This is a genomic window from Pseudomonas sp. GW822-FHT04H02 (assembly GCF_058800645.1).
Genome location: NZ_JBXAMM010000002.1, coordinates 557416 through 576960, shown reverse-complemented (window position 1 = coordinate 576960; position 19545 = coordinate 557416). Strand labels below are relative to the sequence as shown.

24 protein-coding genes and 1 pseudogene are annotated in these 19545 nt (G+C 59.3%); 10 read left to right on the top strand and 15 right to left on the bottom strand.

What is annotated here, in order from left to right:
• Nucleotide 1: 1 nt before the first annotated feature.
• From AC1RMG_RS09310 to AC1RMG_RS09245, 14 genes are all read right to left on the bottom strand, one after another.
• A complete protein-coding gene (locus tag AC1RMG_RS09310) occupies nt 2-1222 on the bottom strand; it encodes a S49 family peptidase (RefSeq protein ID WP_493169038.1) in 1221 nt (406 codons plus the stop codon).
• Nucleotides 1223-1224: 2 nt separating this feature from the next.
• The gene (locus AC1RMG_RS09305) at nt 1225-2832 is read right to left on the bottom strand and encodes a phage portal protein (protein ID WP_410918869.1); all 1608 of its coding nucleotides are present in this window, start codon (nt 2830-2832) and stop codon (nt 1225-1227) included.
• 2 nt (nt 2833-2834) lie between these two features.
• Entirely contained in the window at nt 2835-3050 is a 216-nt protein-coding gene (locus AC1RMG_RS09300) for a hypothetical protein (RefSeq protein WP_493169036.1), read from the bottom strand.
• 12 nt (nt 3051-3062) lie between these two features.
• A complete protein-coding gene (locus AC1RMG_RS09295; protein ID WP_434987170.1) occupies nt 3063-4949 on the bottom strand; it encodes a phage terminase large subunit family protein in 1887 nt (628 codons plus the stop codon).
• 43 nt (nt 4950-4992) lie between these two features.
• Complete coding sequence (locus AC1RMG_RS09290; RefSeq protein WP_410918867.1) at nt 4993-5517, bottom strand: DUF1441 family protein; 525 nt, start codon at nt 5515-5517, stop codon at nt 4993-4995.
• Nucleotides 5518-5666: 149 nt separating this feature from the next.
• A complete protein-coding gene (locus tag AC1RMG_RS09285) occupies nt 5667-6008 on the bottom strand; it encodes a phage holin family protein (RefSeq protein WP_493169034.1) in 342 nt (113 codons plus the stop codon).
• A 110-nt stretch (nt 6009-6118) separates the two neighbouring features.
• A complete protein-coding gene (locus tag AC1RMG_RS09280) occupies nt 6119-6610 on the bottom strand; it encodes a hypothetical protein (RefSeq protein ID WP_493169032.1) in 492 nt (163 codons plus the stop codon).
• A gap of 372 nt (nt 6611-6982) precedes the next feature.
• Complete coding sequence (locus AC1RMG_RS09275) at nt 6983-7465, bottom strand: hypothetical protein (RefSeq protein ID WP_493169031.1); 483 nt, start codon at nt 7463-7465, stop codon at nt 6983-6985.
• The gene (locus AC1RMG_RS09270) at nt 7462-7845 is read right to left on the bottom strand and encodes a hypothetical protein (RefSeq protein ID WP_493169030.1); all 384 of its coding nucleotides are present in this window, start codon (nt 7843-7845) and stop codon (nt 7462-7464) included. The genes AC1RMG_RS09275 and AC1RMG_RS09270 overlap by 4 nt, the downstream gene beginning before the upstream one ends.
• A 248-nt stretch (nt 7846-8093) precedes the next feature.
• On the bottom strand, nt 8094-9587 hold the full coding sequence (locus AC1RMG_RS09265) for a DUF5906 domain-containing protein (RefSeq protein WP_493169028.1): 1494 nt from the start codon (nt 9585-9587) through the stop codon (nt 8094-8096).
• Nucleotides 9588-10625: a PriCT-2 domain-containing protein gene (locus AC1RMG_RS09260; protein ID WP_493169026.1), complete on the bottom strand. Its 1038-nt coding sequence runs from the start codon at nt 10623-10625 to the stop codon at nt 9588-9590. It lies immediately after the preceding gene.
• Complete coding sequence (locus AC1RMG_RS09255) at nt 10622-10828, bottom strand: TraR/DksA C4-type zinc finger protein (RefSeq protein WP_416759597.1); 207 nt, start codon at nt 10826-10828, stop codon at nt 10622-10624. The genes AC1RMG_RS09260 and AC1RMG_RS09255 overlap by 4 nt, the downstream gene beginning before the upstream one ends.
• Nucleotides 10821-11309, bottom strand: a complete 489-nt coding sequence (locus AC1RMG_RS09250) for a phage regulatory CII family protein (RefSeq protein WP_416759595.1) — start codon at nt 11307-11309, stop codon at nt 10821-10823. Before AC1RMG_RS09250 ends, AC1RMG_RS09255 begins: the two co-directional genes overlap by 8 nt.
• Nucleotides 11310-11629: 320 nt before the next feature.
• Complete coding sequence (locus AC1RMG_RS09245) at nt 11630-11887, bottom strand: transcriptional regulator (protein ID WP_493169023.1); 258 nt, start codon at nt 11885-11887, stop codon at nt 11630-11632.
• Nucleotides 11888-12008: 121 nt separating this feature from the next.
• Between AC1RMG_RS09245 and AC1RMG_RS09240 the strand changes: the two genes are divergently transcribed.
• The 10 genes and pseudogenes from AC1RMG_RS09240 (at nt 12009) to AC1RMG_RS09195 (ending at nt 18812) form a co-directional block, all read left to right on the top strand.
• On the top strand, nt 12009-12749 hold the full coding sequence (locus AC1RMG_RS09240; protein WP_493169021.1) for a S24 family peptidase: 741 nt from the start codon (nt 12009-12011) through the stop codon (nt 12747-12749).
• A 320-nt stretch (nt 12750-13069) separates the two neighbouring features.
• Complete coding sequence (locus AC1RMG_RS09235) at nt 13070-13645, top strand: deoxynucleotide monophosphate kinase family protein (RefSeq protein ID WP_493169019.1); 576 nt, start codon at nt 13070-13072, stop codon at nt 13643-13645.
• 10 nt (nt 13646-13655) lie between these two features.
• Nucleotides 13656-13931 (top strand): phage antirepressor KilAC domain-containing protein, encoded by a 276-nt coding sequence (locus AC1RMG_RS09230; protein ID WP_493169017.1) that lies wholly within the window; start codon nt 13656-13658, stop codon nt 13929-13931.
• The gene (locus AC1RMG_RS09225; protein WP_493169015.1) at nt 13928-14311 is read left to right on the top strand and encodes a hypothetical protein; all 384 of its coding nucleotides are present in this window, start codon (nt 13928-13930) and stop codon (nt 14309-14311) included. The genes AC1RMG_RS09230 and AC1RMG_RS09225 overlap by 4 nt, the downstream gene beginning before the upstream one ends.
• Nucleotides 14308-14550, top strand: a complete 243-nt coding sequence (locus AC1RMG_RS09220; RefSeq protein ID WP_493169013.1) for a pyocin activator PrtN family protein — start codon at nt 14308-14310, stop codon at nt 14548-14550. The genes AC1RMG_RS09225 and AC1RMG_RS09220 overlap by 4 nt, the downstream gene beginning before the upstream one ends.
• Nucleotides 14551-14600: 50 nt before the next feature.
• Nucleotides 14601-14732 (top strand): annotated as a pseudogene (locus tag AC1RMG_RS09215) (YfdP family phage-associated protein); the annotation flags it as partial.
• Nucleotides 14733-14828: 96 nt separating this feature from the next.
• A complete protein-coding gene (locus tag AC1RMG_RS09210) occupies nt 14829-15446 on the top strand; it encodes a hypothetical protein (protein WP_493169011.1) in 618 nt (205 codons plus the stop codon).
• Nucleotides 15443-17410, top strand: a complete 1968-nt coding sequence (locus AC1RMG_RS09205) for a DNA cytosine methyltransferase (RefSeq protein WP_493169009.1) — start codon at nt 15443-15445, stop codon at nt 17408-17410. Before AC1RMG_RS09210 ends, AC1RMG_RS09205 begins: the two co-directional genes overlap by 4 nt.
• Nucleotides 17407-17604: an excisionase family protein gene (gene xisR / locus AC1RMG_RS09200; RefSeq protein ID WP_493169007.1), complete on the top strand. Its 198-nt coding sequence runs from the start codon at nt 17407-17409 to the stop codon at nt 17602-17604. The genes AC1RMG_RS09205 and xisR overlap by 4 nt, the downstream gene beginning before the upstream one ends.
• Nucleotides 17571-18812 (top strand): site-specific integrase, encoded by a 1242-nt coding sequence (locus tag AC1RMG_RS09195; protein ID WP_493169005.1) that lies wholly within the window; start codon nt 17571-17573, stop codon nt 18810-18812. Before xisR ends, AC1RMG_RS09195 begins: the two co-directional genes overlap by 34 nt.
• Before the next feature lie 143 nt (nt 18813-18955).
• Here the strand turns inward: AC1RMG_RS09195 and AC1RMG_RS09190 are convergent, their stop codons facing one another.
• The gene (locus AC1RMG_RS09190) at nt 18956-19543 is read right to left on the bottom strand and encodes a hypothetical protein (protein WP_493169003.1); all 588 of its coding nucleotides are present in this window, start codon (nt 19541-19543) and stop codon (nt 18956-18958) included.
• Nucleotides 19544-19545 lie beyond the last annotated feature (2 nt).

Here is a 19545-nt window from a genome sequence, read left to right as displayed (position 1 = left end):
ATTAACGGCGCGAGGCGCCTGCGACGATTGCGCTAACAGCGGCTTGGCGTTCGGCCAGCTTGCTGTCGCCAGTTGGGGTTGCGCCGGTAGCGCCCTGGGCATCGCTCTTGATGCCCTGGAGCGAGATACCGCGATCCTGGGCGGCCTTGAAAAGCACCAGCGCGGTGGCCTCGACCGAGCTGCCGGTATCGATGGCCGCTTCGATCTCCTTCTCGAAACCCTTGCTGGCCAGGGCGTTGATGCCCTTGATGCGCTCACGCTCGGCAGTGGCCGTCTCGGCACGGATCGCAGCGAGGTCCGGCTGGTCGGCCTGGGCAATTTCGATGGTGTTCGGGTCGGTGCCGGCTGCCAGAGCTGCGCGCAGATCGGCCGTGGTCTTAACGGTGGTCATGGTGTGTATCCTTGGGTTGGTGATGGCCGGCTTGGCCAGTTCGGTGATCAGAGCTTCCAGCGAGCCCACGCGGTGGGCCAGGCCGTGCTTGACGGCATCGGCGCCGACACGCAGCCCCCCGTGGTCGCCCATCTCGGGGACCTTCTCTGCGGCGACGCCCAGGTTGCGGGCGACCTTGCCCACAAACACTTCGCCCAGGGCGTCGATGGTTTCGCCGATCTTGGCGCGGCCCTCTTCAGTCGAGAGGTCGGGACGCTTGTTCGGCGCGTCGCGGCTGACGATCTGGTAACGCTTACGTCCGGTGGCGTTCTCGTTCTCCACCACAGCCTCGACAACAACACCAATGCTTCCCGCCAGACTGGCCTCGTCGATCACAATCTCGCTCGCGGCGGATGCGATCCAATAGCCGGCGCTCGCCCCCGCGCCGCCGATGTAGGACACGATGCGTTTGCGGGAGCGACCGGCGAAGATCATTTCCGCCAGCTCGTTGATACCGGAGGCGACACCGCCCGGGCTGTCGATGTTGAGGACAATGGCCCTGACCTTTGGATCATCCAGCGCACGCTGAATGTCGGTGGCCAGGACCTGGGTACTGGTGGCACCACTGATCTCGGTGAACATGTTCGCGTAACGGAAGATCGGCCCAATGACCGGCACCACCGCCACGCCGTTGCGCAGGGTGACCTTGCGGGTGTTTTCCAACCGCTCGCCGCGCTTGGCCTCCAGCGCCATCGGATCGCCCATGCGATCAGAGATGGTCAGCAGGTTATCCAGGGCGGCAGGCAGCATCAGCCACGGCTGCGAAGCAGCCAGCTCAAGTGCTCGCGGCATGTCTATTCCTCTTCGGGGGTAGGCTCGGGCGGGTTTTCCAACCCACTCTTGGGCAGAGCCTGCAGGTTGTGTTTGCGGCGTTGGTCGACCTCGCGCACGCGCTGGCGGAACACCTGCTGCCAGGGCTCGCCGGTCATTGCTGCGGTCTCTAGGGTTTCGTTGCTGACGCCGATCTCGATGCGCTTGCCGGCGGCATTGGCCTCTTTCAGCTCATCGATGGCACCGCGGGCCGGGCCGATCCAGATGGCCTGGCAGTACGCCTTGCGCTTGGCTGGGTCGCCATAGCCGGGAAGGTCGATCAACCCTCGGGCCACCGCCTCATCAATCACCAGCTCGCGGCTGGGTTGGCAGAAGTCGCAGGCCAGCCACCAGCGGCGCAGGCTGTAGAAGCGCCACGCCTGCAGCATGGCGGCCCGGGCGGCGCTGTAACTGCTGCTGTAGTGCAGTAACAGCTCCTCCAGCGGCAGCTCCAGGGCAGCGCCGATCTCCTTGACCACCGCAGTGAAGAACGGATCGAACTGCGCGTTAGGCCGGCCGGGGTTGGCCACCACGGGCTCCTCGCCCACCCCGAGATCGACGACTGCACCTTCGCCAAGACTCAGCTCACCGTCTGCCGTGTTGTCCCCATCAGGGCGCTCTTCAGAGAGCGCCGTCATCGGCAGATTACCCGCCGAGAAATCGCCGCTCTTCTTGATGAACACGGTGAACATGGCCGAAATCACCGCCGCCATAAGCTCAGCACTGCTGTAGCGCTCCAGCTTCTGCAGTGGCTCCAGCACCGGGGCCAGGTAAGGCATACCCCGCTTCTGCCCGGGCCGTTCCTTGTCGGCAAGGACATGCAACACACGGCGCCGGCCAGTCTCGGTGCCGAACGCGGTAAGGCGCTCCCAGCCCAGCGTCTTGCCCGCCAGGTGTTCACCGGGATAGCCGGTGCAGACGTGATAAGCGACTGGCGCACCCAAGGCGTCAAACTCGACCCCATCGACTAGGTCGGCCCGGTCCATACCGCCGTTCGGATTACTGACCCGATCCGACTCGATCAGCTGCAGGCGCGTGCTGAAGATGCACCCGGCCCGCTCTTGGTCCGGGCTGGCCACCAGCACATCACCGGCCACCAACGAGGACACCAGCACCAGGGCCTGCAGCTGGTAGTGGTTCAGCGTCGCCTCCGCATCGCACTCCCGAGGATCGTCGGCGTACAAGGACCACAACCGATCTAGCCGGCCGTTCAGCTCATCCGCCTCCTCTTCACTCAGGCCCAGCGCCTCGTTGTCGACCTGCGCCCGGCACACCAGCCCGGTGCCCACTACGTTTGTACGCAAGCGCGTGATGGCCGCCCGGGCGACCAGGTGATTGCGCATGGCATCTCGGGAGCGCGCCACCAGCATGCGCCGCTCGCTCTGGTTGAAGTCACGGCGCGGGCTGCCCAGCCCAGGAATCCAGCTGGCCATGCTGCGCAGCACGCGGGAGGCACCGCGCCAGCGGGTTTCGACGCCGCCACCGCCGCCCTGAGCGACGATCTGCCGGTCATCGGTCGATGCCCTGGCAACCCGAATAGCCTCGCGCATCAGCTGCTCAGGTGCAGACTCACGTGTACGGAATGGCCACATGATCAAATCCCCACGTAAGAAACGCGGCTACGGCCACGCCCCTTAAGCGCGGCCTGCTCGCTTGCCACCTGTTCGGCGTACTGTTTTTCCAACAGGCGCAAGCTGTTAAGTTCCGCCAGTTGTATCTCGCGATCCGCTCGGCGCAGGCGCTGGCCGGTTTGCAGGACGGCCGAGATCGCCGCCCGTACTTCCGCAAGGCGTTGTTGTGCTTCTGTCATGGTGAACCTCGGTTAGCCGACGCGGCTCCGGGTGCCCCTGCCGCGTGAAAGTGCGCGACGAGGAACCGGGGCTACCGCCTGCTCAGTGGTAAAGAGGGTGGGCTGGAGCAGTTGCTGCTCCAGCTGGTCCCATTCGTTGTCGCGCAGCAGGTGGGTCTTCAGGCTACGAGCGGCGTGCAAGGCATACACCTCACAGTCCAGGGCTTCGTTGCGCCGTCCGGCTTTCTTCTGCCACACCATCCGACTGGGGTTACGCGGGTGCGGGGCCAGCACTTCGTTGGTGAGCTGCTCGTAATAATCAGCGCGGATCTCGCTATACCAGTGCATCCGGCCCGGGCCGTTGCCCTTGAGCCGCATACGGCCATCGATCAGCGTCTTGGCCTTGTGCGTTCCAACGATGAACACCCGCAGGCCGTACTTGGCGGCCTTGGTGTTGTCCTGGCTGGTGTCTGCCGACTGGGCCGGCTTGGTGAAGATCTCCCGGTCGCGGCTGTCGATAGAGGCGCCCTTGATCGCCATGATGTTGAAGCGTTGCCGGTCCCGCACGTAGGTGTACACCGCATCACTGGTGTTACCGTCCGAGCTGTCGAGGCTCACCGCCGAAACTGCGATCTGTGCGCCACCTTCGACCGGAATCGGCGTGGCAATGATCTTGTCCAGTTCGGACCAGACCGGGTCGTGGGGGTCGATGGGGTTGCCGGGCAGCTCGCCCCAGTACAACCGCCACGACTCCTCGCCCCTGCCCCAGCCCACGATCACCAGCGCCAGGCGGTCGCCCTGAACGTCCACCCCGACCGTGACCAACAGCACGCCTTTCGGCGCGGTCAACTCGGCGTAGGGTTCGGCTCGTTTTTCCAGCTCATCGGTCTTGGGCGCGTTGCCCTTGTACTCGTAGCTTTCACCCATGGAGCTGTTGGTGAAGGCGATCATCGGCCCGATGTTGCCCTTCGACGCTGCATGCTCGGCCTGCAGCTTCTTCTCCATCAGCACCTCGAACCGCGAGCCGTGGAACGTGGCATAGAGTTCGTTGAGGATGTAGCCCGCGATACCGCGAAACTCCGCTGTCGCCTCCCAGCGCCCGTGCTTAAGGTTGGCGTTCTTCTGGTGGTCATCCCAGATCGAGCCGCAGTGCGGACATGAGTAGTAAGCCGTTTCGGGCCGGCGCTTGCCGTAGACCTCGTGGAAGTAGCTGGGGTCTTCGTCACAGTGCAGGTGCTCGAAGCTCAGCGCGTGCGACTGTTCGCAGTCGTGACACGGCACCAGACCCACGCGCTTGTCCGACAGCTCCAGCTCCGCATCGATTGCCGACAGCCCCTTGATGGTCGGGGTGCCGCCGATGATGATCTTCGAGCGGCGGAAAGTCTTGAGACGCTCCTTGGCCAGCTTGATGCTGTCCCCCTGCCCCCTTAGGTTTAGGTTGCAGTCGTCCGGCTCCTCCACGGCGACCCGTGGCACAGGTGTCGACTTCACGCTGGCCGGGCTGTTGGAGCCGACCATCTTGAGGAAGCCGCCCGGGAAGCGCTTGAAGTCCTGGCGCTGCTGCAGCTTGCGGCTACGCAGGTCGACCTTCTTGCGCAGCCGTGGGGTTGCCTCGATCATCGGCTCCAACTTCTCGGCAACGTATTGCTTGGCGGCCTCGGCCTTGGGAAACAGGATCAGGATCGGCGACGGGTCCAGGTCGATCCATTTGCCGATGGCGTTGCCCATCACGCCCGAGGTCCAGGCCACCTGGGCCGATTTACGGCCGACGATCTCGACCACGTTCGGGTCGTCCAGGGCTTCCAGCGGGCCACCCGGCCAGATCAGATGGGGCGTCTTGTCGAACCGGTACTTGCCAGGCGTGGCCGACTCTTCCGGCGACAGCCAGCGGAACCGATCCGCCCACTCGATAACGCTCATCCGTGGCGGCGGTGCCCACTTACGGCACGCCCGGCGCATGGCCTTAATCGCCGTCTTCTTCAAGGCCCTCCGCGTCGCCTTGCTGGTCATGATCCCAATCGAGATCGGTATCGTCCTCTCCATAGGCTGACAACCTCCTCAGTATCGATTCGATGGGCTCGCGGATAAGTTGCTCATCCACCTCAACCCCGTATCGGGCCGACAAGGTCGCCGCCAGTTCATCGGGGAACGTGTTGAGCAGTTCGATCTTGGCGGAGGTAATCACCGCCTCGAAGCGCTCGACCATCTCCGCCTCGATCACAACCTCGCCTAGGTCCTTGGCCAGCGCCAGCTCTTCGCGGTCGCCGCGCAGCCTGTCGAGCCGGTCCCGGGTGGATTCCTTCTTGCCGTTCAAGGCGGCTTGGCGAATCAGCCATTCGATCACCGCCTGGGTGTCGTACTGGTTTTCGTTGCCCCGCCCTAACCCGAACTCAATCACCGGCATCCCGTCGTTCTGCCACCGGCTCAGGGTGCGCTCATCGCGACCGACGATCTCACTAAGCTCAGGCTTGCTGACTGTCTTGCCCATTGTTAAGTCCTTGAAAAGACGGACATCCCTGCACTGATCTCAGCTGCAGGGAAACCGCGAGTCCGCTAACCCGTGTAGGGGCCGGCCCCGGGGGAGGACCCAAAAATCTGAAAATTCGGCCCGGCCCGCCGAGGCCTCGCCCCTACCATTCAGGCCGTCCCGCCGCTGGGTGGCTGCTCCGAGACGCCGATCCGCTTTGCCGCCCACCGCTCGTACAAGCCAATGGCAACATCCGCCCCGGCCATCGCCGTCAGGCAGCCGAAGGCGCCCGCCGTCCAGACCGACACACCAGCGCCAATGAGCAACATCATCGCCGCCATACCGCAGGCGATGCAGGCACCGGACCGCAGCGCGAGACGCCGCACCAGGGCCCAACCTCGCGCCCCTTCCTTGTCTGCTCGCCACATCTCCCCGGAGACGCCGCCCACGAGGGCAAGGACGATCACTAACCAGATCGGCATCTCTGCCAGCGCTTGTTGCTCATTTGTCATGTTGTGCCCCAGAGGAGTAAGCGCGGACCGGCGCTTAAAAAGAAAACCCCGCACTAGGCGGGGCTGAAGAATCGGCTTACTTAGGCCGAGTAATATGAGAAACCAAATAGCTACTTATAAACCGCAGCGATAATCTTCAAGACTTTTTGATTGATCAGTTCTTGACTTAACGAGCCCAGGTCTACCGAACCATCACCTCCTGCCGCACCTCCCTTTCCCGGAGACATAGTGCTTGAGTAGAACTGTATCTTTCCGGCGGACTTGTCGAGCGCCAACGTTAAATGGGGATATTCGCTTTCACGCCCATAACGAGCGTTCTCGTCGACTAGAAAGCGTATACCGACTCTTGCGTCGCGCAAACTTCCGTTACCTGGCCCACCTTCTTCAGTTTCAAATACCTTGCTTACATGGCCCCTATCACTCAATTTTTGGGCGAGCCCCTCAAGAGTCGGACGGATTAAAGTCTCCTTCAAAGCGTTAAACTCCTGAAGGGTTGCATCCAGCTTTATTTCCGTTTCTTGCTGTTTGCGCGCAGCCGCAGCTTGTTTTTCAGCTAGCGCATTAAAAATCTCATCCAGCTTGCCATCCACGTCATCAGTCATTCCCAACTCCTCAGTCCGTTGCGTTGAGCCTTTACACCGGCTATCTGAGGGTAATTGGGACAATCGCGGCATTTTTCAAGAACTCGGAGAGCTGTCCTAGCAGCTTCGAAGCCGTCATCGCAATCTACGCTTGTCGCTAACCGGTCCTCAAATAAAAACCCCGCCGAAGCGGGGTCAGGTGACCGGGTTGGGGTACCCGGGTGAAGCGTGCACAGCACGTGCGAGGTCAGCGCCAAGGCGCAAATTGCATATCGTGGGGACTTTTTACCCCTCTCCGGAAAAACCGAAAAGGGGTCATTTTCGGTTGTTCAACTCCACGCAACTTTGACGCAACTTTGGCTCACCTTTGAGGTAAACCACCCCGACGAACGGTCAGCAGGCTTGCCAGCGTTTCACCGTCGAAACCCGGGTCAGATCCGTTTCAGCATGCCCACTGCGGCGAGTGATACCGCGTGTCGTAGCGCTGCGCACCGTGAGAATGAGCTGCACCTGCTGATGCAGCCGATGAACCCAATTTCGGTAAGTCCGGTCAGCATCCTCAGACAAACCCAGAAGCGCCAACTGGGCGCGAACAGTCAGGGGCCTTTCCGGCAAGTAACGGTTGTAGGCCAGCTTTGCCAACTGGGCACCCTTCTCTGATTGGCGCTCAAGTTGTGCAAGCGCTGCTGCAACTTCGCAGGCAATGTGATCCATACCAGCACCACCACCCGGCAAGCGAGGCCCCGGCGTGCCACGTGGAGCGCTGCCACCCCACTCCATGATCGTCGCCATTGGGCTGCCCAGCCCGCCGCCTTCACCAACCCGGCAGCACTGTTGGCCCCAATGCTTCATCAGCTCCTCGATTTCTTGAATCATTGCCGCAAACCCAACTCGACACGAACTTCATCAGCTCGTTGCTGTGCCCTTTGTGCCAATGGCTGCAACTGTCGGAGCGCTTCCAGGTAATCAGGCAGACTGTCTTCGATCAAAATCAAGTCAACACCGTCATCCGATGTGCTGACAACAAACACCCAGTGGATAGCAGGCATCCAGCTCTGGATTTTCTGCTGGCTCGATTCAAATGCCAGCCGACGGTAGACGTCGTACCCCCCAGCAACTTCATCATGCAGGACGAACCGAAAACCTCCGAACAGCTCCCCGAAACTATTCCAATGAGCGATTCGAGCCTTAAGCAGCTCTTCAATGCCATCGGCAATCTTGGAAAAAACACCCTGCTTGATTGTGTAAATCGCCATTTGCTTGATTCCTACTGAATTTTTTACTGTCGGGTTTATTGTCGGAATACTGTCGGAATACTTTTAATCAATAAAAACAGTTAGTTAGGTCTAAATTCCGACAATCCGACAGGCATTTAGCGAGTTTCTCGCCTGTGTATACGCGCACATGAGCAATCCTAAAAAGTCTGTCGGATTGTCGGAATGCCAATATCTATTGGGCATAACCCGTGTTTTTTGATTGTCGGAATGTTGTCGGAATGTCGGAATCAGAAATCCCCCGGCATAGGCAGTGATCGCCTGTCGAAAGCCGTCGCAAACTTCCGGCATTCAAGTCCAGCCTTACCTGCCCAATCGCGCCCCAAGGTCTGTTTCTCCGCAAGGAATGCGGGCGTCACGTAGATTCGCGTCGTCTTGAAGTCATCACTCTTGGTCGGATAACGAATGTCCGGCCGAGCTTGCTTCAAGTCCCGCACAGCCTCCTGGGTGAAGTCACGTTGTCGTCGCTTGAACTCATTGGCCCCATCACACCATTTGCAGAACGCCCGCCAGAGGTCCTCTTGGGTAACAGCGGCGGTCACAGGGAACTCAGTCTCACCAGCCAGCCATCGCCGAACGAAGTAGCGCGGCGCCGGCAAACTGCCATCGATCAGGCCCTGCTTCTCCTCGTTCAAAGGGGGCTTGGAGTGTGGACCGAAACCAGTCAAGTCCAGATTCATCAGGTAGTGGTAAAACGCCTCAATGCCGCCGTTATCAATCTCATTCACCAAGTCTATGAAGTAGTCCGGCGGCGGCACTCGATCAACATAAAGCACCAGGTAGCGCCGATCCCCGTCATCCAGTGCCAGAGGCACCGTCGAGTTGGACAGGAACACGAAATTGAGGTGGTTGCGCTCCTCCCTGACCGGCATGTTCTTCTCGTTGATCTGTAACGTCTCGCCCGTCACAAGGTGCTTGAGCACGCCCTTGTAGTGACGCATTTCCTCGCGGCTGACAACCTCCTCGGCCAGGGCAAACAGCTTGCGGCTCTGCCAGCCTGTGAACTGGCTTTCCAACTGAGCCTGACCGATGGTGGTGCCGTAGTCGCCGTAGATTCGACGCAGAACCTTTTCCCACAGCAAGCTCTTACCTGGGCCCTCGGCACCGAACATCACCACGGCGGTCGCCATTTTTGTCCCCGGGTGCTGGAGCGGATAAGCAATCCACTTCAACAGGAATAGGTATTCGTCAGTCCGGTTGTTGCAGAGCAGCCCCAAGTGCTTGCGAATCAGCAAACACCCATCCGCCCCCCGAGGATCGGGTTTTGCGTGAAAGCCGTCGTATAGGTTCAACATCAGCGGCCCGCATTGCTCGGTGGGATCGAATACGACGTCTTGAGCCATGCGCCGATGCTCGCTTTCCTGCCACCACTTGTAGCGCGTCCGCCCAACGGCCTCACGGATTGCCGACAGCTTGATCATCCGCGAGCGTGCACAATCCCACGCCACGTCCATTCCATATATCACTACGAAGTCACGAAGCAGCTCCTGCTCACTGATGCGGAACCCTCCCCCCTCCCCGGGGGTGTGAGTAAGCGCTTTTTCATCTGGTCCTTCGCACTCAGAAGAAGGGGCGCGGGGAAGAAGCTCGGGGGACGTTGCGTAAATATCACCAGAGTCATCGGGAGATTGTGCGGATGCTCCAGGCTTCAAGGCCCCCAGCAGTTGCTCACGTACTGCATCCAAACCAGACTTGCAGTGCAGGTCGTTCCAGTCGATTGCCATTTATGCCTGCTCCAACGAAATCGGAAAGGCCGCGAAGCCGCCATTGGCCGAGGCAGCAGCTTCGGCCTTGGTCCTACCTGGATTACCTTTCGCATCGGGATCATCGTCACCGGCCACCAGCAAACGAGCAGCGGGAAACTGGCCACGAAGCGCCCGCGCAACAGCAGGTAGGTTGCCCGAGTCGACAGCCATCGCCACGGGCCAGACCAAAGCCATGTGCACACTGGCAGACGTGGCGTATCCCTCAGCAAGCGCGATGTCTAGCGGGTCATCGACAGGGCCAAGAACATGGAAGCATCCAGACTTACGCCCGTACTTGGGAAACAGCTTGGTGCCCTGCGCGTTGATCGCCTGCAAGCTCCAGAGCTTTCCTGATGCATCCCGTAACGGCACGGCAACTGTGCCCGGCTTGAACACAAGAAAGCTCAACGAGTCTGGTCGAGGCTTGGGCAAGCTATTGAAGAACTGCATGGCGTTGCTGCCCGACCAGATCTGGCAGCGCTTGTTGTGATCGTCAATCGACAGAATGACGGTAGTCTTGAAGAAGCCGATACCGAACGCACCGACCTGTTTCCGATCCAGGTAAGGGCTATGGCCTTCAGACTGGCAATGTTCTGTCCAGATCTTCTGGCAGCAATCGGCGACAAGTGCCCGCATCTCCTCAAGCAAAGCCTCATCGGCTTCAACCTCGGCCTGGCGCTGCTTACGCCGCAACTCTGCCTCAGCCGCGAACCGTCGGTTTTCCTCGGCGGTCATTTCGGTCTTGTCGGGGCGCCAGCCAGCGTCGAGCGCCATCTTGAGCACCGTGCCCATGCCAGTGCCGGCTTTCTTGAACGACTTCCACACCGATAAGGCGGCCTTGCCGTCGTATGTCTTGCTGCTCTGGCTCCAAATGTTCCAGGGCCCGTAACCCTCCTGCCCGAACTCTGACTTCAAACCCATTCCAACCTCGACCCACGTGTCACGCTGGTCAGGGCTGATGTACTGCAGAAGGGCTGGAAGGTCGCAGAGTTGAAGCGGAATTTTATCGCCGCTCATCGCCGCGCCTCCCGCAACTCTTGGCAACTGACGCAGGTCTGGCAACCTCGGACCATCTGCTGGCGAAGGGACGGGATCGGATCATCGCAGTCTTCACAGAACTCCGCGCTGGCGGCGGTTGTCGCTTGCCGCTGGCGGCGACTCAATGCCACTTGAAGGAGGTACTCGGCCTGATCGTTGGCCCGGTCGATGTCATCAGCCACGATCGCGTCCCTCCATGGCCTGGCGTGCGCCCGCCATGATCCCAAGCACTGCCCGGATCACATCGACGCCATGCTTATCCAGGGTCGCCACTTCATGCGGTTCCCAGATGCTGTCAGCCGCCCCGGCGTGCATGCTTGAAACAAACTCACCGGTTTCCGCCAGCAACTTGCCGACGGCCTTGAGCGCATCACCTGTAGCAGGCACCGGAACTGGCTTGTACCAAACCACCCCAGCCGGACGCATCAGCGCATCGAGCAATGGCGGGTACTGAGTAAGCCTAATGACCTCTTCAAGGTCATCAGGGGTCAGCCAGCGGCGCTCCTCATCGAATTTCAGCTTCTTCTGCAACTCGTCGTACTCCATGACCATGTCATGGGCCAGCGAGGTGATTCCGCCGTGATAGTCGCGCCCGGCACGATAAAGTGCCTTGCGCAGAGAAAGGACCGGACCAGCGTCCGGCAACAGATCTGTGCGACTCATAACCGTAAATGCCCCTGTTACGGTGTAGCCAGACGTTAGGGCACGCCCTATCATCCAACCCACGACCGGTGTGCTGTGCGAATCGTGCTGTGCAGCACGGCTCATCGTTCCAGTCGATCCGGGGAGTTCTTGTGGTGAGAGACCCCGGACCGACGCCTATGCAGCGACTTGCATGTACCTCGTGTAAGTCGCTGCAGCCGGCCTGGTGTTTCTTTGGTGAGAGGTTCCAGGCCGGTGTTTCAAGTGGCGGTATTCATGTGCTGGTGCTGCCACCGCTGGGCCGGGGAAATCTTGTGGTGAGAGGCCCCGGACCAGCACCTTTAGGCCACTAACGAAGCCGTTGCCCAATCAGGAAGACAGAAGACATCTGGTCGCAGACGAAAGCGGCTTACCCCAGTAAGTAGCTCAGTTGAGAGAACGAGATCCGCAGGAATCTCTCCCTTTTTTAACCAGTAAGAAACCAACTGTTGAGAAATTTGCCTGCCTGGGCCTGACAGACGTTTTGCGAAAGCCGCCTGCCCCCCTACCAACTCAATTGCCTCAGCAAATGCTTCTCGTGACGCTTCTGAACTATTCATCGCGACCTCAGAATCTGTGTTCTACCAAAGCTTACGTCTTTTTTTGTGAAAACAAAACGTCTTTTTGACGTTTGAAAATTAACAAAACACTTTGTAGCCTTCCCGAATGATTGATCTCTCAATGACACCAAGCCCTGTCGCCAAACTTTTCAAGGCAAAGCGCCTTGCGATGAACCTCACCCAGGAAGAGCTGGCGAACAAAGTTTCTGAAGGACTCTCTCCTCCCGACCGACTGTCGCAACAATCATATGCAGCTTACGAAAGAGGAAAATCTCAGACATCACGCCACATGATGCAGATTGCAACCGCGCTGGGTCTGGGCTGGGATGAAGTTTCAAGGGTCATGTTTTCAGAACTGACAGCCACACCCGAAAGCCCTCCCAACATTCGAATTGAACAAAATTCTCACGAGATAAGCACCGATCAGGTTGAGGTCGATGAGCTGATATCACCACTTCTCAAACAGCATGACTCACCTGACACACCGGGCCGCACCGAAGTTAGATCACAAGAGAAAACTGACCTTCGCTTTTCCAAAGAGAAACTGAGCCAGCTTGGTATCAAGCCACAAGATGTCGTTTGCGTTTCGGTCTACGGCAATAGCATGGAGCCTGCCCTCCCTCACGGAAGCACAGTAGGTGTCGATAAAGGACGGAGCGTTGTACAGGACGGCGAGATGTATGCCCTCATCCACAATGACCACTTGCGAGTGAAGCTTCTGTATCGGCTCCCATCCGGCGGCATACGACTGCGCAGCTACAATCGGGAAGAACACCCAGATGAAGAGTACTCCCCAGAGCAAATCAGAGAGCAGCGAGTGATTATCCTTGGCCGAGTATTTTGGCATTCGGCCTATAGATAGATCGTCCGCTCATCAAAAAAACCCGCATTCAGCGGGTTTTTTTGTGGGTTACAAAATTGTCTTTTAAAAAATATCTTGTTGGATACGTCTTTCAATTGTAATTTACGTCCCGTACACCTCTCACCACGAGTACGAGACATGCAAACCACTACACAGCACAGACCCGCACGCTGCCCGGTGTACCTCCACCCAGCAGCCTGCACTAGCCCCGAAGCCGTCGACAAGATCCAGCGCCAGACCGGCCTACTGGTGATCGCAACCACCCGCCGCACTGCCGCCGCCAAACCGGTAGACCTCGGCCCGTTCGGGGGTGACGCAGCATGAAACCATTGCTGATTGGCCTTGCCGGCCCGGCTCGCTCGGGAAAATCCACAGCCGCTGACCACCTGGTGCGCAACCACCTGCTGGAGCACTACGCCTTCGCCGACCCGCTGCGCTCCGGGCTCATGGAGATCTTCAACCTCGACCCGGACGACTTCGAAGGCGAGCGCAAAGAGCAGCCCCTGGCCTGGCTTGGCCGGTCCCCGCGTGAACTGATGCAGTCGATGGGCACCGAGTGGGCCCGCCAGATGGTGCACCCAGACGTGTGGGTGAGGATCGCAGAGCAGAACCTCAACTACCTACAAAACTCGCTGTCGAGCGTGGTCGGCTTCGTCGTCAGCGACGTGCGTTTCGAAAACGAAGCCGAATTTATCCGCCAGCGCGGCGGCACCATCATCCACATCGAGCGACCCGACGCGGCGAAAGTGAACCCGCATGTCAGCGAAGCCGGCATTCACATCAAGCAGCCCGACCTGACCGTTCTCAACACCCGGAACCGAGAGCATCTGCGGTGCCTGATAGACAACTGCGTTGTAGTCATCCGGCGTCGCTCCCTGGACCAGGCCGCAGCCTGAGGTGGCCACCATGAACCGCACCCTGGACGAAACAGCGGCAGTGCTCGGGCTTAAGCCCCGCGCATTCCGCGCAAAGCTCCGCGAGCTGCGCATTCTTTCAAAGGATGGCGACCTGGCCAGCCACCACCGCGACCAGGGCCACCTGTTTTCAGATCCGCGCAGCGTGCAGATCGGCAAAACCGGCCGCTACAAGCACTACGCCGTCGTCATGGTCACCGAGGCAGGTGTGCCGTGGCTGGCAAAAAAACTGGGCATCACCATCACGAACAAGGACGCCGCAGCATGAAGACCAACTACTTCAACGCCTACACCCAAGCACTCGGCGCCCTGGCTCTGATCCCGATCTACCTGACCAGCCCCGGCACCGTGAGCAAGGCCACCCTGATCGGCACCGCCAATGAGGCCACGCTGGCTCTGGCGAGCATGCCCGCGTGTGCAGTCGAGTTGGCGGAGGTTTATCGGTGCGTCAGCAGCGTGCTCCAACCCGGCCAGATTGCTTACGTCACCCCGACCAATGTCCCCGAGACGCCCTTCGGGGCCGTCGTGGCGGATGAACGCGGCCTGATCTGCGCCGCCGCCCGAGGCGCCAGCAAAGAGGGGCTGGCGGAACTGATCCGCCTCAAGCTGCAGCCCGCCGACGTGGGGGCCGGGGAGGCAAGCACATGAGCGAAACCCTCGACCAACTGCGGCGCCAGTTCGCCACCCCCTGCCCCACTCTGGCAGCGGTGCGGGAGCAGTATTTCGCGCACATCCGCACTGACCGGCATCTGCTCAGCGAAATCAAAAAGGGCCGGGTGAAGCTGATCGTGACGCGCCTTCACGGGTCTGCACGCGCCAAACCCGTGGTTTATCTGCACAACCTGGCCGCCTACCTCGACGCCCAAGCGGAGAAAGCGGCGGCCTGACAACGGTAGCCCCTGCCGTCCAGGGGCGAACATCCAGTGAGACACAGCACATGAAACCAACCGACACCGCCGAATTCATCGGCGAACTCAACGCCGGAGTCTTCGCCAGCCAGATCGGCCACGCGCTTCCAGAAGTCGCTGCAGGCGTGGTCGACCACAGCAAGGTCGGCACCGTGACCATCGGCAGCTTCAACCTGGCGTAACCACCTGCAACACCCCGCCGCCGTCCTCTCACCACTTATCCGTCCGGCGGCGGGCTCTAACGAGGATCACAGCACATGCAAACTCAACACCTGATCATCATCGCTATAGGCCAACTGGTTGGGCTGGCCTTACTGGCCTACTTCATCCGCCGGGCGTTCCTGCGCGCCTTGGCACGCGCCACAGCAGACGACCGCGACCGGATCTATGCCCTGAACAACGATCTGGCCCGAGCTGTCGAGAGCCGCGAGGAACTGAAAAAGCAGCTCGCCGACCACAACACCCGCCAGCGCCAGCTCAAGGCGCAACCCTTCACCCTGGAAGACCACCAGACCCTGATCAGCATCGCCAAGGCCCTGGGCCTTGCTGCCACGACGTACAAGGCAATCCCAGGGACTGCCCCCGTCCAGAAAAAAGCAGACGCCCTGGCCGCACAAGCCCGCGCCCTGGCCTATCGAGTCTTCCATACCGTCACCGCCGCTACCGCGCAAAACAGCGAATCGCTGGACACCCGACTTATTGAATGGCTCAACACCCACGGCGACCTCTGGGGCGGCCTTGAGAACAGCACAATCACCTTCCCGCATGAGGCAGACACCGAGGGCTATCCGCATGTACGCGAAGCACTTCGGGAAGCCTACGAACTGCACCAGCAGCGCGAAGCCCGCGAGCTGGGCCAGGAGGACGCAGCATGACCTCCCTGAAAGCACCTCCATTCAACTTCAAGACCCAGTATTCCCTAAGCTTCAACGCCCAGGATGATGAGATCATTGTCGACTTCTTCTGCGGTGGCGGCGGCGCAGGCACGGGGCTGGAGATAGGCCTAGGCCGCACGGTCGATGTGGCCAAGAACCATAGCCCCGCCGCGATCAGCATGCACACCGCCAACCACCAGCACGCCCGGCACTACACCACCGACGTGTTCGACGGCGACCCCGACGAAGAATGCCAAGGCCGCCGCGTTGGCTGGTTTCACATGAGCCCCGATTGCACCCACCACAGCCAGGCTGCCGGCGGCCAGCCACGCAAGCGCGAGATCCGCAACCTGTCGTGGATCGGTCTTAAGTGGGGCGGCAAGAAGAAGCCCCGGGTCATCAGCCTGGAGAACGTGAAGCAGATCCTGCAGTGGGGGCCGCTGATCGCCAAGCGCGACAAGGCGACCGGTCGAGTAGTCACCCTCGACCTGGTACAGCACCCCACCAAACCCAAGAGCAAAATCAACCGGGTTGCCGATGTAGGAGAGCACGTGCCGGTATCGAATCAGTTCTTGGTACCTGACCCGAAACGTCGCGGCACCACTTGGCGCCGTTTTGTACAACTGCTGGAAGGATTGGGCTATGCCGTCGAATGGCGCGTGATCAAGGCGTGCGACTTCGGCGCGCCGACAAGTCGGGAACGCCTGTTCATGATCGCCCGCTGCGACGGCCAGCCCATCGTGTGGCCAGAGCCAACCCATGCCAAGAACCCGGCCAAAGGCCAGAAGAAGTGGCGCACCGCCGCCGAGTGCATCGACTGGACCATCCCAAGCAAAAGCATCTTCGACCGGCCCAAGCCGCTGGCACCTGCAACCCAGCGGCGAATAGCCAAGGGCATGAAGAAGTATCTCATCGATGCCGCTGACCCGTTCATCGTGCCTATTGCGAATTGGTCCGGCGACAGCGTGCAGTCAGCCCATGAGCCGCTGCGGACCGTGACGTCCTGGCCCCGCGGCGGATCGTTCGCCATGGCCAGCCCGATCATCGCGCCAGCAACACACCAGGGCAGCGACCGGACCAACGACCCGTCCGCCCCACTACCGACTGTGACCTGCGCGAATCGCGGCGAGCTGACCTTGATCAGCCCAACCCTGATCCAAACCGGATACGGCGAGCGCACCGGCCAGGAACCCAGAGTGCCTGGCCTTGACCAGCCGCTGGGCACCGTTGTTGCCGGCGGCGTCAAGCACGCCATAGCCGGCGCTGTGCTGGTGGGTACCGGGGGCCCTGAGTACTCCGGCAAGCCGGCGCCAATTGACCTGCCTGCCGGCACCCTGATGACTCAGAACCACCGATCAGTGGTGACTGCGTTCATGGCCCAGATGAATGGTGGCTTCAACACCACGGTAGCCAAGAGCATCGAGGATCCGATGACCACGGTTACCAACACCGGCAGCCAGCAACAGCTGGTGACGGCAAACCTGCTGCACCTGCGCGGCAACTGCGATGCGAAGGATTGCGCCGAACCGCTGCACACTGTCAGCGCAGCCGGCCCCCATCACGGCCTGGTCGAGTACACCCTATCGCCTGAGCACGAAGAGGGCGCCCTGCGGGTCGCCGCATTCCTGATCAGCTACTACGGCGCCGAGAACGTGAGCGCTGCAAACGAGCCGGCCCCAACGATTACCACCAGGGACCGCCTTGGTCTGGTAACCGTCACCATCAAGGGCACCCCCTATGTGATCGTCGATATCTGCCTGCGGATGCTGCAGCCCTCCGAGCTGTACAAGGCTCAGGGCTTCCCCGACGACTACATCATCAGCCACGGCGCCGACGGAAAGCCGTTCACTAAGACCCAGCAGGTTCACATGTGCGGCAACAGCGTGAGCCCGCCACCAATGGCAGCCATCGCCCAAGCAAATGACCCATGGCGCCAAACCGATCAACTAAAGGAGGCCGCATGAACCTGCCACGCTGGGTAATGATCTGCCGAGCTGCCGAACTCACCGGGTACAGCGAAGACGCCATCCGCCACAAGGTAAAGAACGGAACCTGGGCCCAGGGGCGAATTTGGCGCAAGACACCTGATGGCCGCATTGCAATCAACATGACGGAGTATGACAAGTGGGCCGAGAGCGCACCCCAGGAAGCGGCTTAGAGACAGAACTGGCAAAGCACAAGGGCATTGAGATACACGGCGGCAATTTGCGCGTCGTATTCATGTGGCGGCGGATACGCTGCCGCGAATCCTTGGGCTTGCCTATCACCAAAGCCAACATCAAACACGCCGCCCTTCTAAGGGCGGCAATTATTCATGAGATCAAAACCGGCCACTTTGATTATGGCCGGCACTTTCCAAACTCGAAGCACGCCACCAACTACAGCAGTGCCAGAGACGAACGCCTCAGTGCACTCCTTGAGCGATATAAGCCGCTCAAGGCTGTTGATATCACTCCGGAAACCGAAGAGAAGTACGGTTATGCACTTGATATATGCACTCACCTGGTGGGCAAGGATCGCCTTGCCGGCACATTGCTGCCTGAAGATATCCAACTGCTCAGGACCCTACTGATCGCAGAGCGGGCACCATCGACTGCGAACCATTACCTCGCGACCTTCGCCGGCTTCCTGGGTTGGTGCGAAAGCAATGGATACTGCCGAGAGGGGCTGGCGGCCGCGTGCATTCGCTTTGCCATGCAAGATCGAGAGCCCGACCCACTGACACAAACCGAGTTCGACTTGCTCATAACGAAGGGCTGCCTTCATCGCCAGGACTCAGCCGCCGTAACTCTGGCTGTATATACCGGCCTACGCCCCGGCGAGCTATGCGGCCTGGCTGTAGAAGACATAGATCTAGATCAGGGCCAAATAAGGATAACCAGGGCCATCACCGCACGAGGTACATTCAAACTGCCCAAGACCGGCAAGCCCCGTACAGTGATGCTGATGCCTCCGGCAATCGAGGCATGCAAAGTGTTAATGGACTTGGTCAATGGTGACAAGCCGGAAGAGATCAACATCTACCACAACCGGCACGAAAGCCGCACCGGACACGCAACACCGCTGCTATCACCAGCTACCCAAGCGCGCAAGAAAGTGATCAACAAGTGGTTCGTTCCAACAGCTTGGAATACCAAGTGGGCGGCCATACAGCATCGAGCGCAAATCAGGCCACGCCGCCCTTATCAGACCCGACACACCTATGCGTGCTGGTGCTTGACTGCACGTGGCAACCTTGCGTTTATCGCGAAACAGATGGGTCACAAAGACTTCACCATGCTGGTCGAAGTCTATGCTAAGTGGATGGACGATGAGTCTCAAAGCGAGCTTTCCCGAATCTGGGAAAACTTATCCGCCAACAGCTAAGCCTGGGCTCTGTAGAGCCATCTATTAAAGCCAAAAACACACATTAATTTGAACACTCTAGAGCCAATCAATCTCAGAAAAAAAACACAACCCATAAGAGCGACGAACAAAAAGCAATCACTCAGAAATCGCATAAAAACATTTCAAGCACGATAAATTGCTTCATGCATACGACAGAAATGGATCGACAGTTTGAAAGAAAGCAGATAAAAACCAAGCTGATTAAGCGACCGAACCTTTCGCTTTTCAGCTTGAGCCTCAAAAGCCTTATAAGTTATCGATGAAATCATATTCAACATGACAACACTATCAACCGTTCCCTCGACGGAAGCGGGAAGGTACAGCACATTGGTTGTACGCTGATTTTTAATTGCCTCGATTGCGCCCTTAACATCCTTTTCAGGAAGCTTCTTTAAAAGAAGAGCCTCATACACCTTTAGATTAACTAAAGGAGCATAACTAATATAAACAGGTGTATGCCTAGCATTACCCTGATCTATATCACAAGAGTTAGAAAGAATAATCGCCTGGATATTCTCTTTTCTTCCAGACAAATCTATATATGGGATACCCTCCCAACAGTCACCCTGAAGGACCTCTCCCTGAAGTGCCTGAGTGTAAATATTGGAAACACTTGAGTAATCCTTTAACGCACGAGCCAAGCCGCGCTTTTGATCTTCAGTCAAGTAATAGGGTAGAAAATCCTTATAGTCAAACCCGGCGATATCCATCA

Excerpts from the sequence above, each read along its gene's own strand:
- AC1RMG_RS09310 (WP_493169038.1), bottom strand. The coding sequence starts at position 1,222 with ATGCCGCGAGCACTTGAGCTGGCTGCTTCGCAGCCGTGGCTGATGCTG.
- AC1RMG_RS09305 (WP_410918869.1), bottom strand. The coding sequence starts at position 2,832 with ATGTGGCCATTCCGTACACGTGAGTCTGCACCTGAGCAGCTGATGCGC.
- AC1RMG_RS09300 (WP_493169036.1), bottom strand. The coding sequence starts at position 3,050 with ATGACAGAAGCACAACAACGCCTTGCGGAAGTACGGGCGGCGATCTCG.
- AC1RMG_RS09295 (WP_434987170.1), bottom strand. The coding sequence starts at position 4,949 with ATGAGCGTTATCGAGTGGGCGGATCGGTTCCGCTGGCTGTCGCCGGAA.
- AC1RMG_RS09290 (WP_410918867.1), bottom strand. The coding sequence starts at position 5,517 with ATGGGCAAGACAGTCAGCAAGCCTGAGCTTAGTGAGATCGTCGGTCGC.
- AC1RMG_RS09285 (WP_493169034.1), bottom strand. The coding sequence starts at position 6,008 with ATGACAAATGAGCAACAAGCGCTGGCAGAGATGCCGATCTGGTTAGTG.
- AC1RMG_RS09280 (WP_493169032.1), bottom strand. The coding sequence starts at position 6,610 with ATGACTGATGACGTGGATGGCAAGCTGGATGAGATTTTTAATGCGCTA.
- AC1RMG_RS09275 (WP_493169031.1), bottom strand. The coding sequence starts at position 7,465 with ATGATTCAAGAAATCGAGGAGCTGATGAAGCATTGGGGCCAACAGTGC.
- AC1RMG_RS09270 (WP_493169030.1), bottom strand. The coding sequence starts at position 7,845 with ATGGCGATTTACACAATCAAGCAGGGTGTTTTTTCCAAGATTGCCGAT.
- AC1RMG_RS09265 (WP_493169028.1), bottom strand. The coding sequence starts at position 9,587 with ATGGCAATCGACTGGAACGACCTGCACTGCAAGTCTGGTTTGGATGCA.
- AC1RMG_RS09260 (WP_493169026.1), bottom strand. The coding sequence starts at position 10,625 with ATGAGCGGCGATAAAATTCCGCTTCAACTCTGCGACCTTCCAGCCCTT.
- AC1RMG_RS09250 (WP_416759595.1), bottom strand. The coding sequence starts at position 11,309 with ATGAGTCGCACAGATCTGTTGCCGGACGCTGGTCCGGTCCTTTCTCTG.
- AC1RMG_RS09245 (WP_493169023.1), bottom strand. The coding sequence starts at position 11,887 with ATGAATAGTTCAGAAGCGTCACGAGAAGCATTTGCTGAGGCAATTGAG.
- AC1RMG_RS09240 (WP_493169021.1), top strand. The coding sequence starts at position 12,009 with ATGACACCAAGCCCTGTCGCCAAACTTTTCAAGGCAAAGCGCCTTGCG.
- AC1RMG_RS09235 (WP_493169019.1), top strand. The coding sequence starts at position 13,070 with ATGAAACCATTGCTGATTGGCCTTGCCGGCCCGGCTCGCTCGGGAAAA.
- AC1RMG_RS09230 (WP_493169017.1), top strand. The coding sequence starts at position 13,656 with ATGAACCGCACCCTGGACGAAACAGCGGCAGTGCTCGGGCTTAAGCCC.
- AC1RMG_RS09225 (WP_493169015.1), top strand. The coding sequence starts at position 13,928 with ATGAAGACCAACTACTTCAACGCCTACACCCAAGCACTCGGCGCCCTG.
- AC1RMG_RS09220 (WP_493169013.1), top strand. The coding sequence starts at position 14,308 with ATGAGCGAAACCCTCGACCAACTGCGGCGCCAGTTCGCCACCCCCTGC.
- AC1RMG_RS09210 (WP_493169011.1), top strand. The coding sequence starts at position 14,829 with ATGCAAACTCAACACCTGATCATCATCGCTATAGGCCAACTGGTTGGG.
- AC1RMG_RS09205 (WP_493169009.1), top strand. The coding sequence starts at position 15,443 with ATGACCTCCCTGAAAGCACCTCCATTCAACTTCAAGACCCAGTATTCC.
- xisR (WP_493169007.1), top strand. The coding sequence starts at position 17,407 with ATGAACCTGCCACGCTGGGTAATGATCTGCCGAGCTGCCGAACTCACC.
- AC1RMG_RS09190 (WP_493169003.1), bottom strand. The coding sequence starts at position 19,543 with ATGGATATCGCCGGGTTTGACTATAAGGATTTTCTACCCTATTACTTG.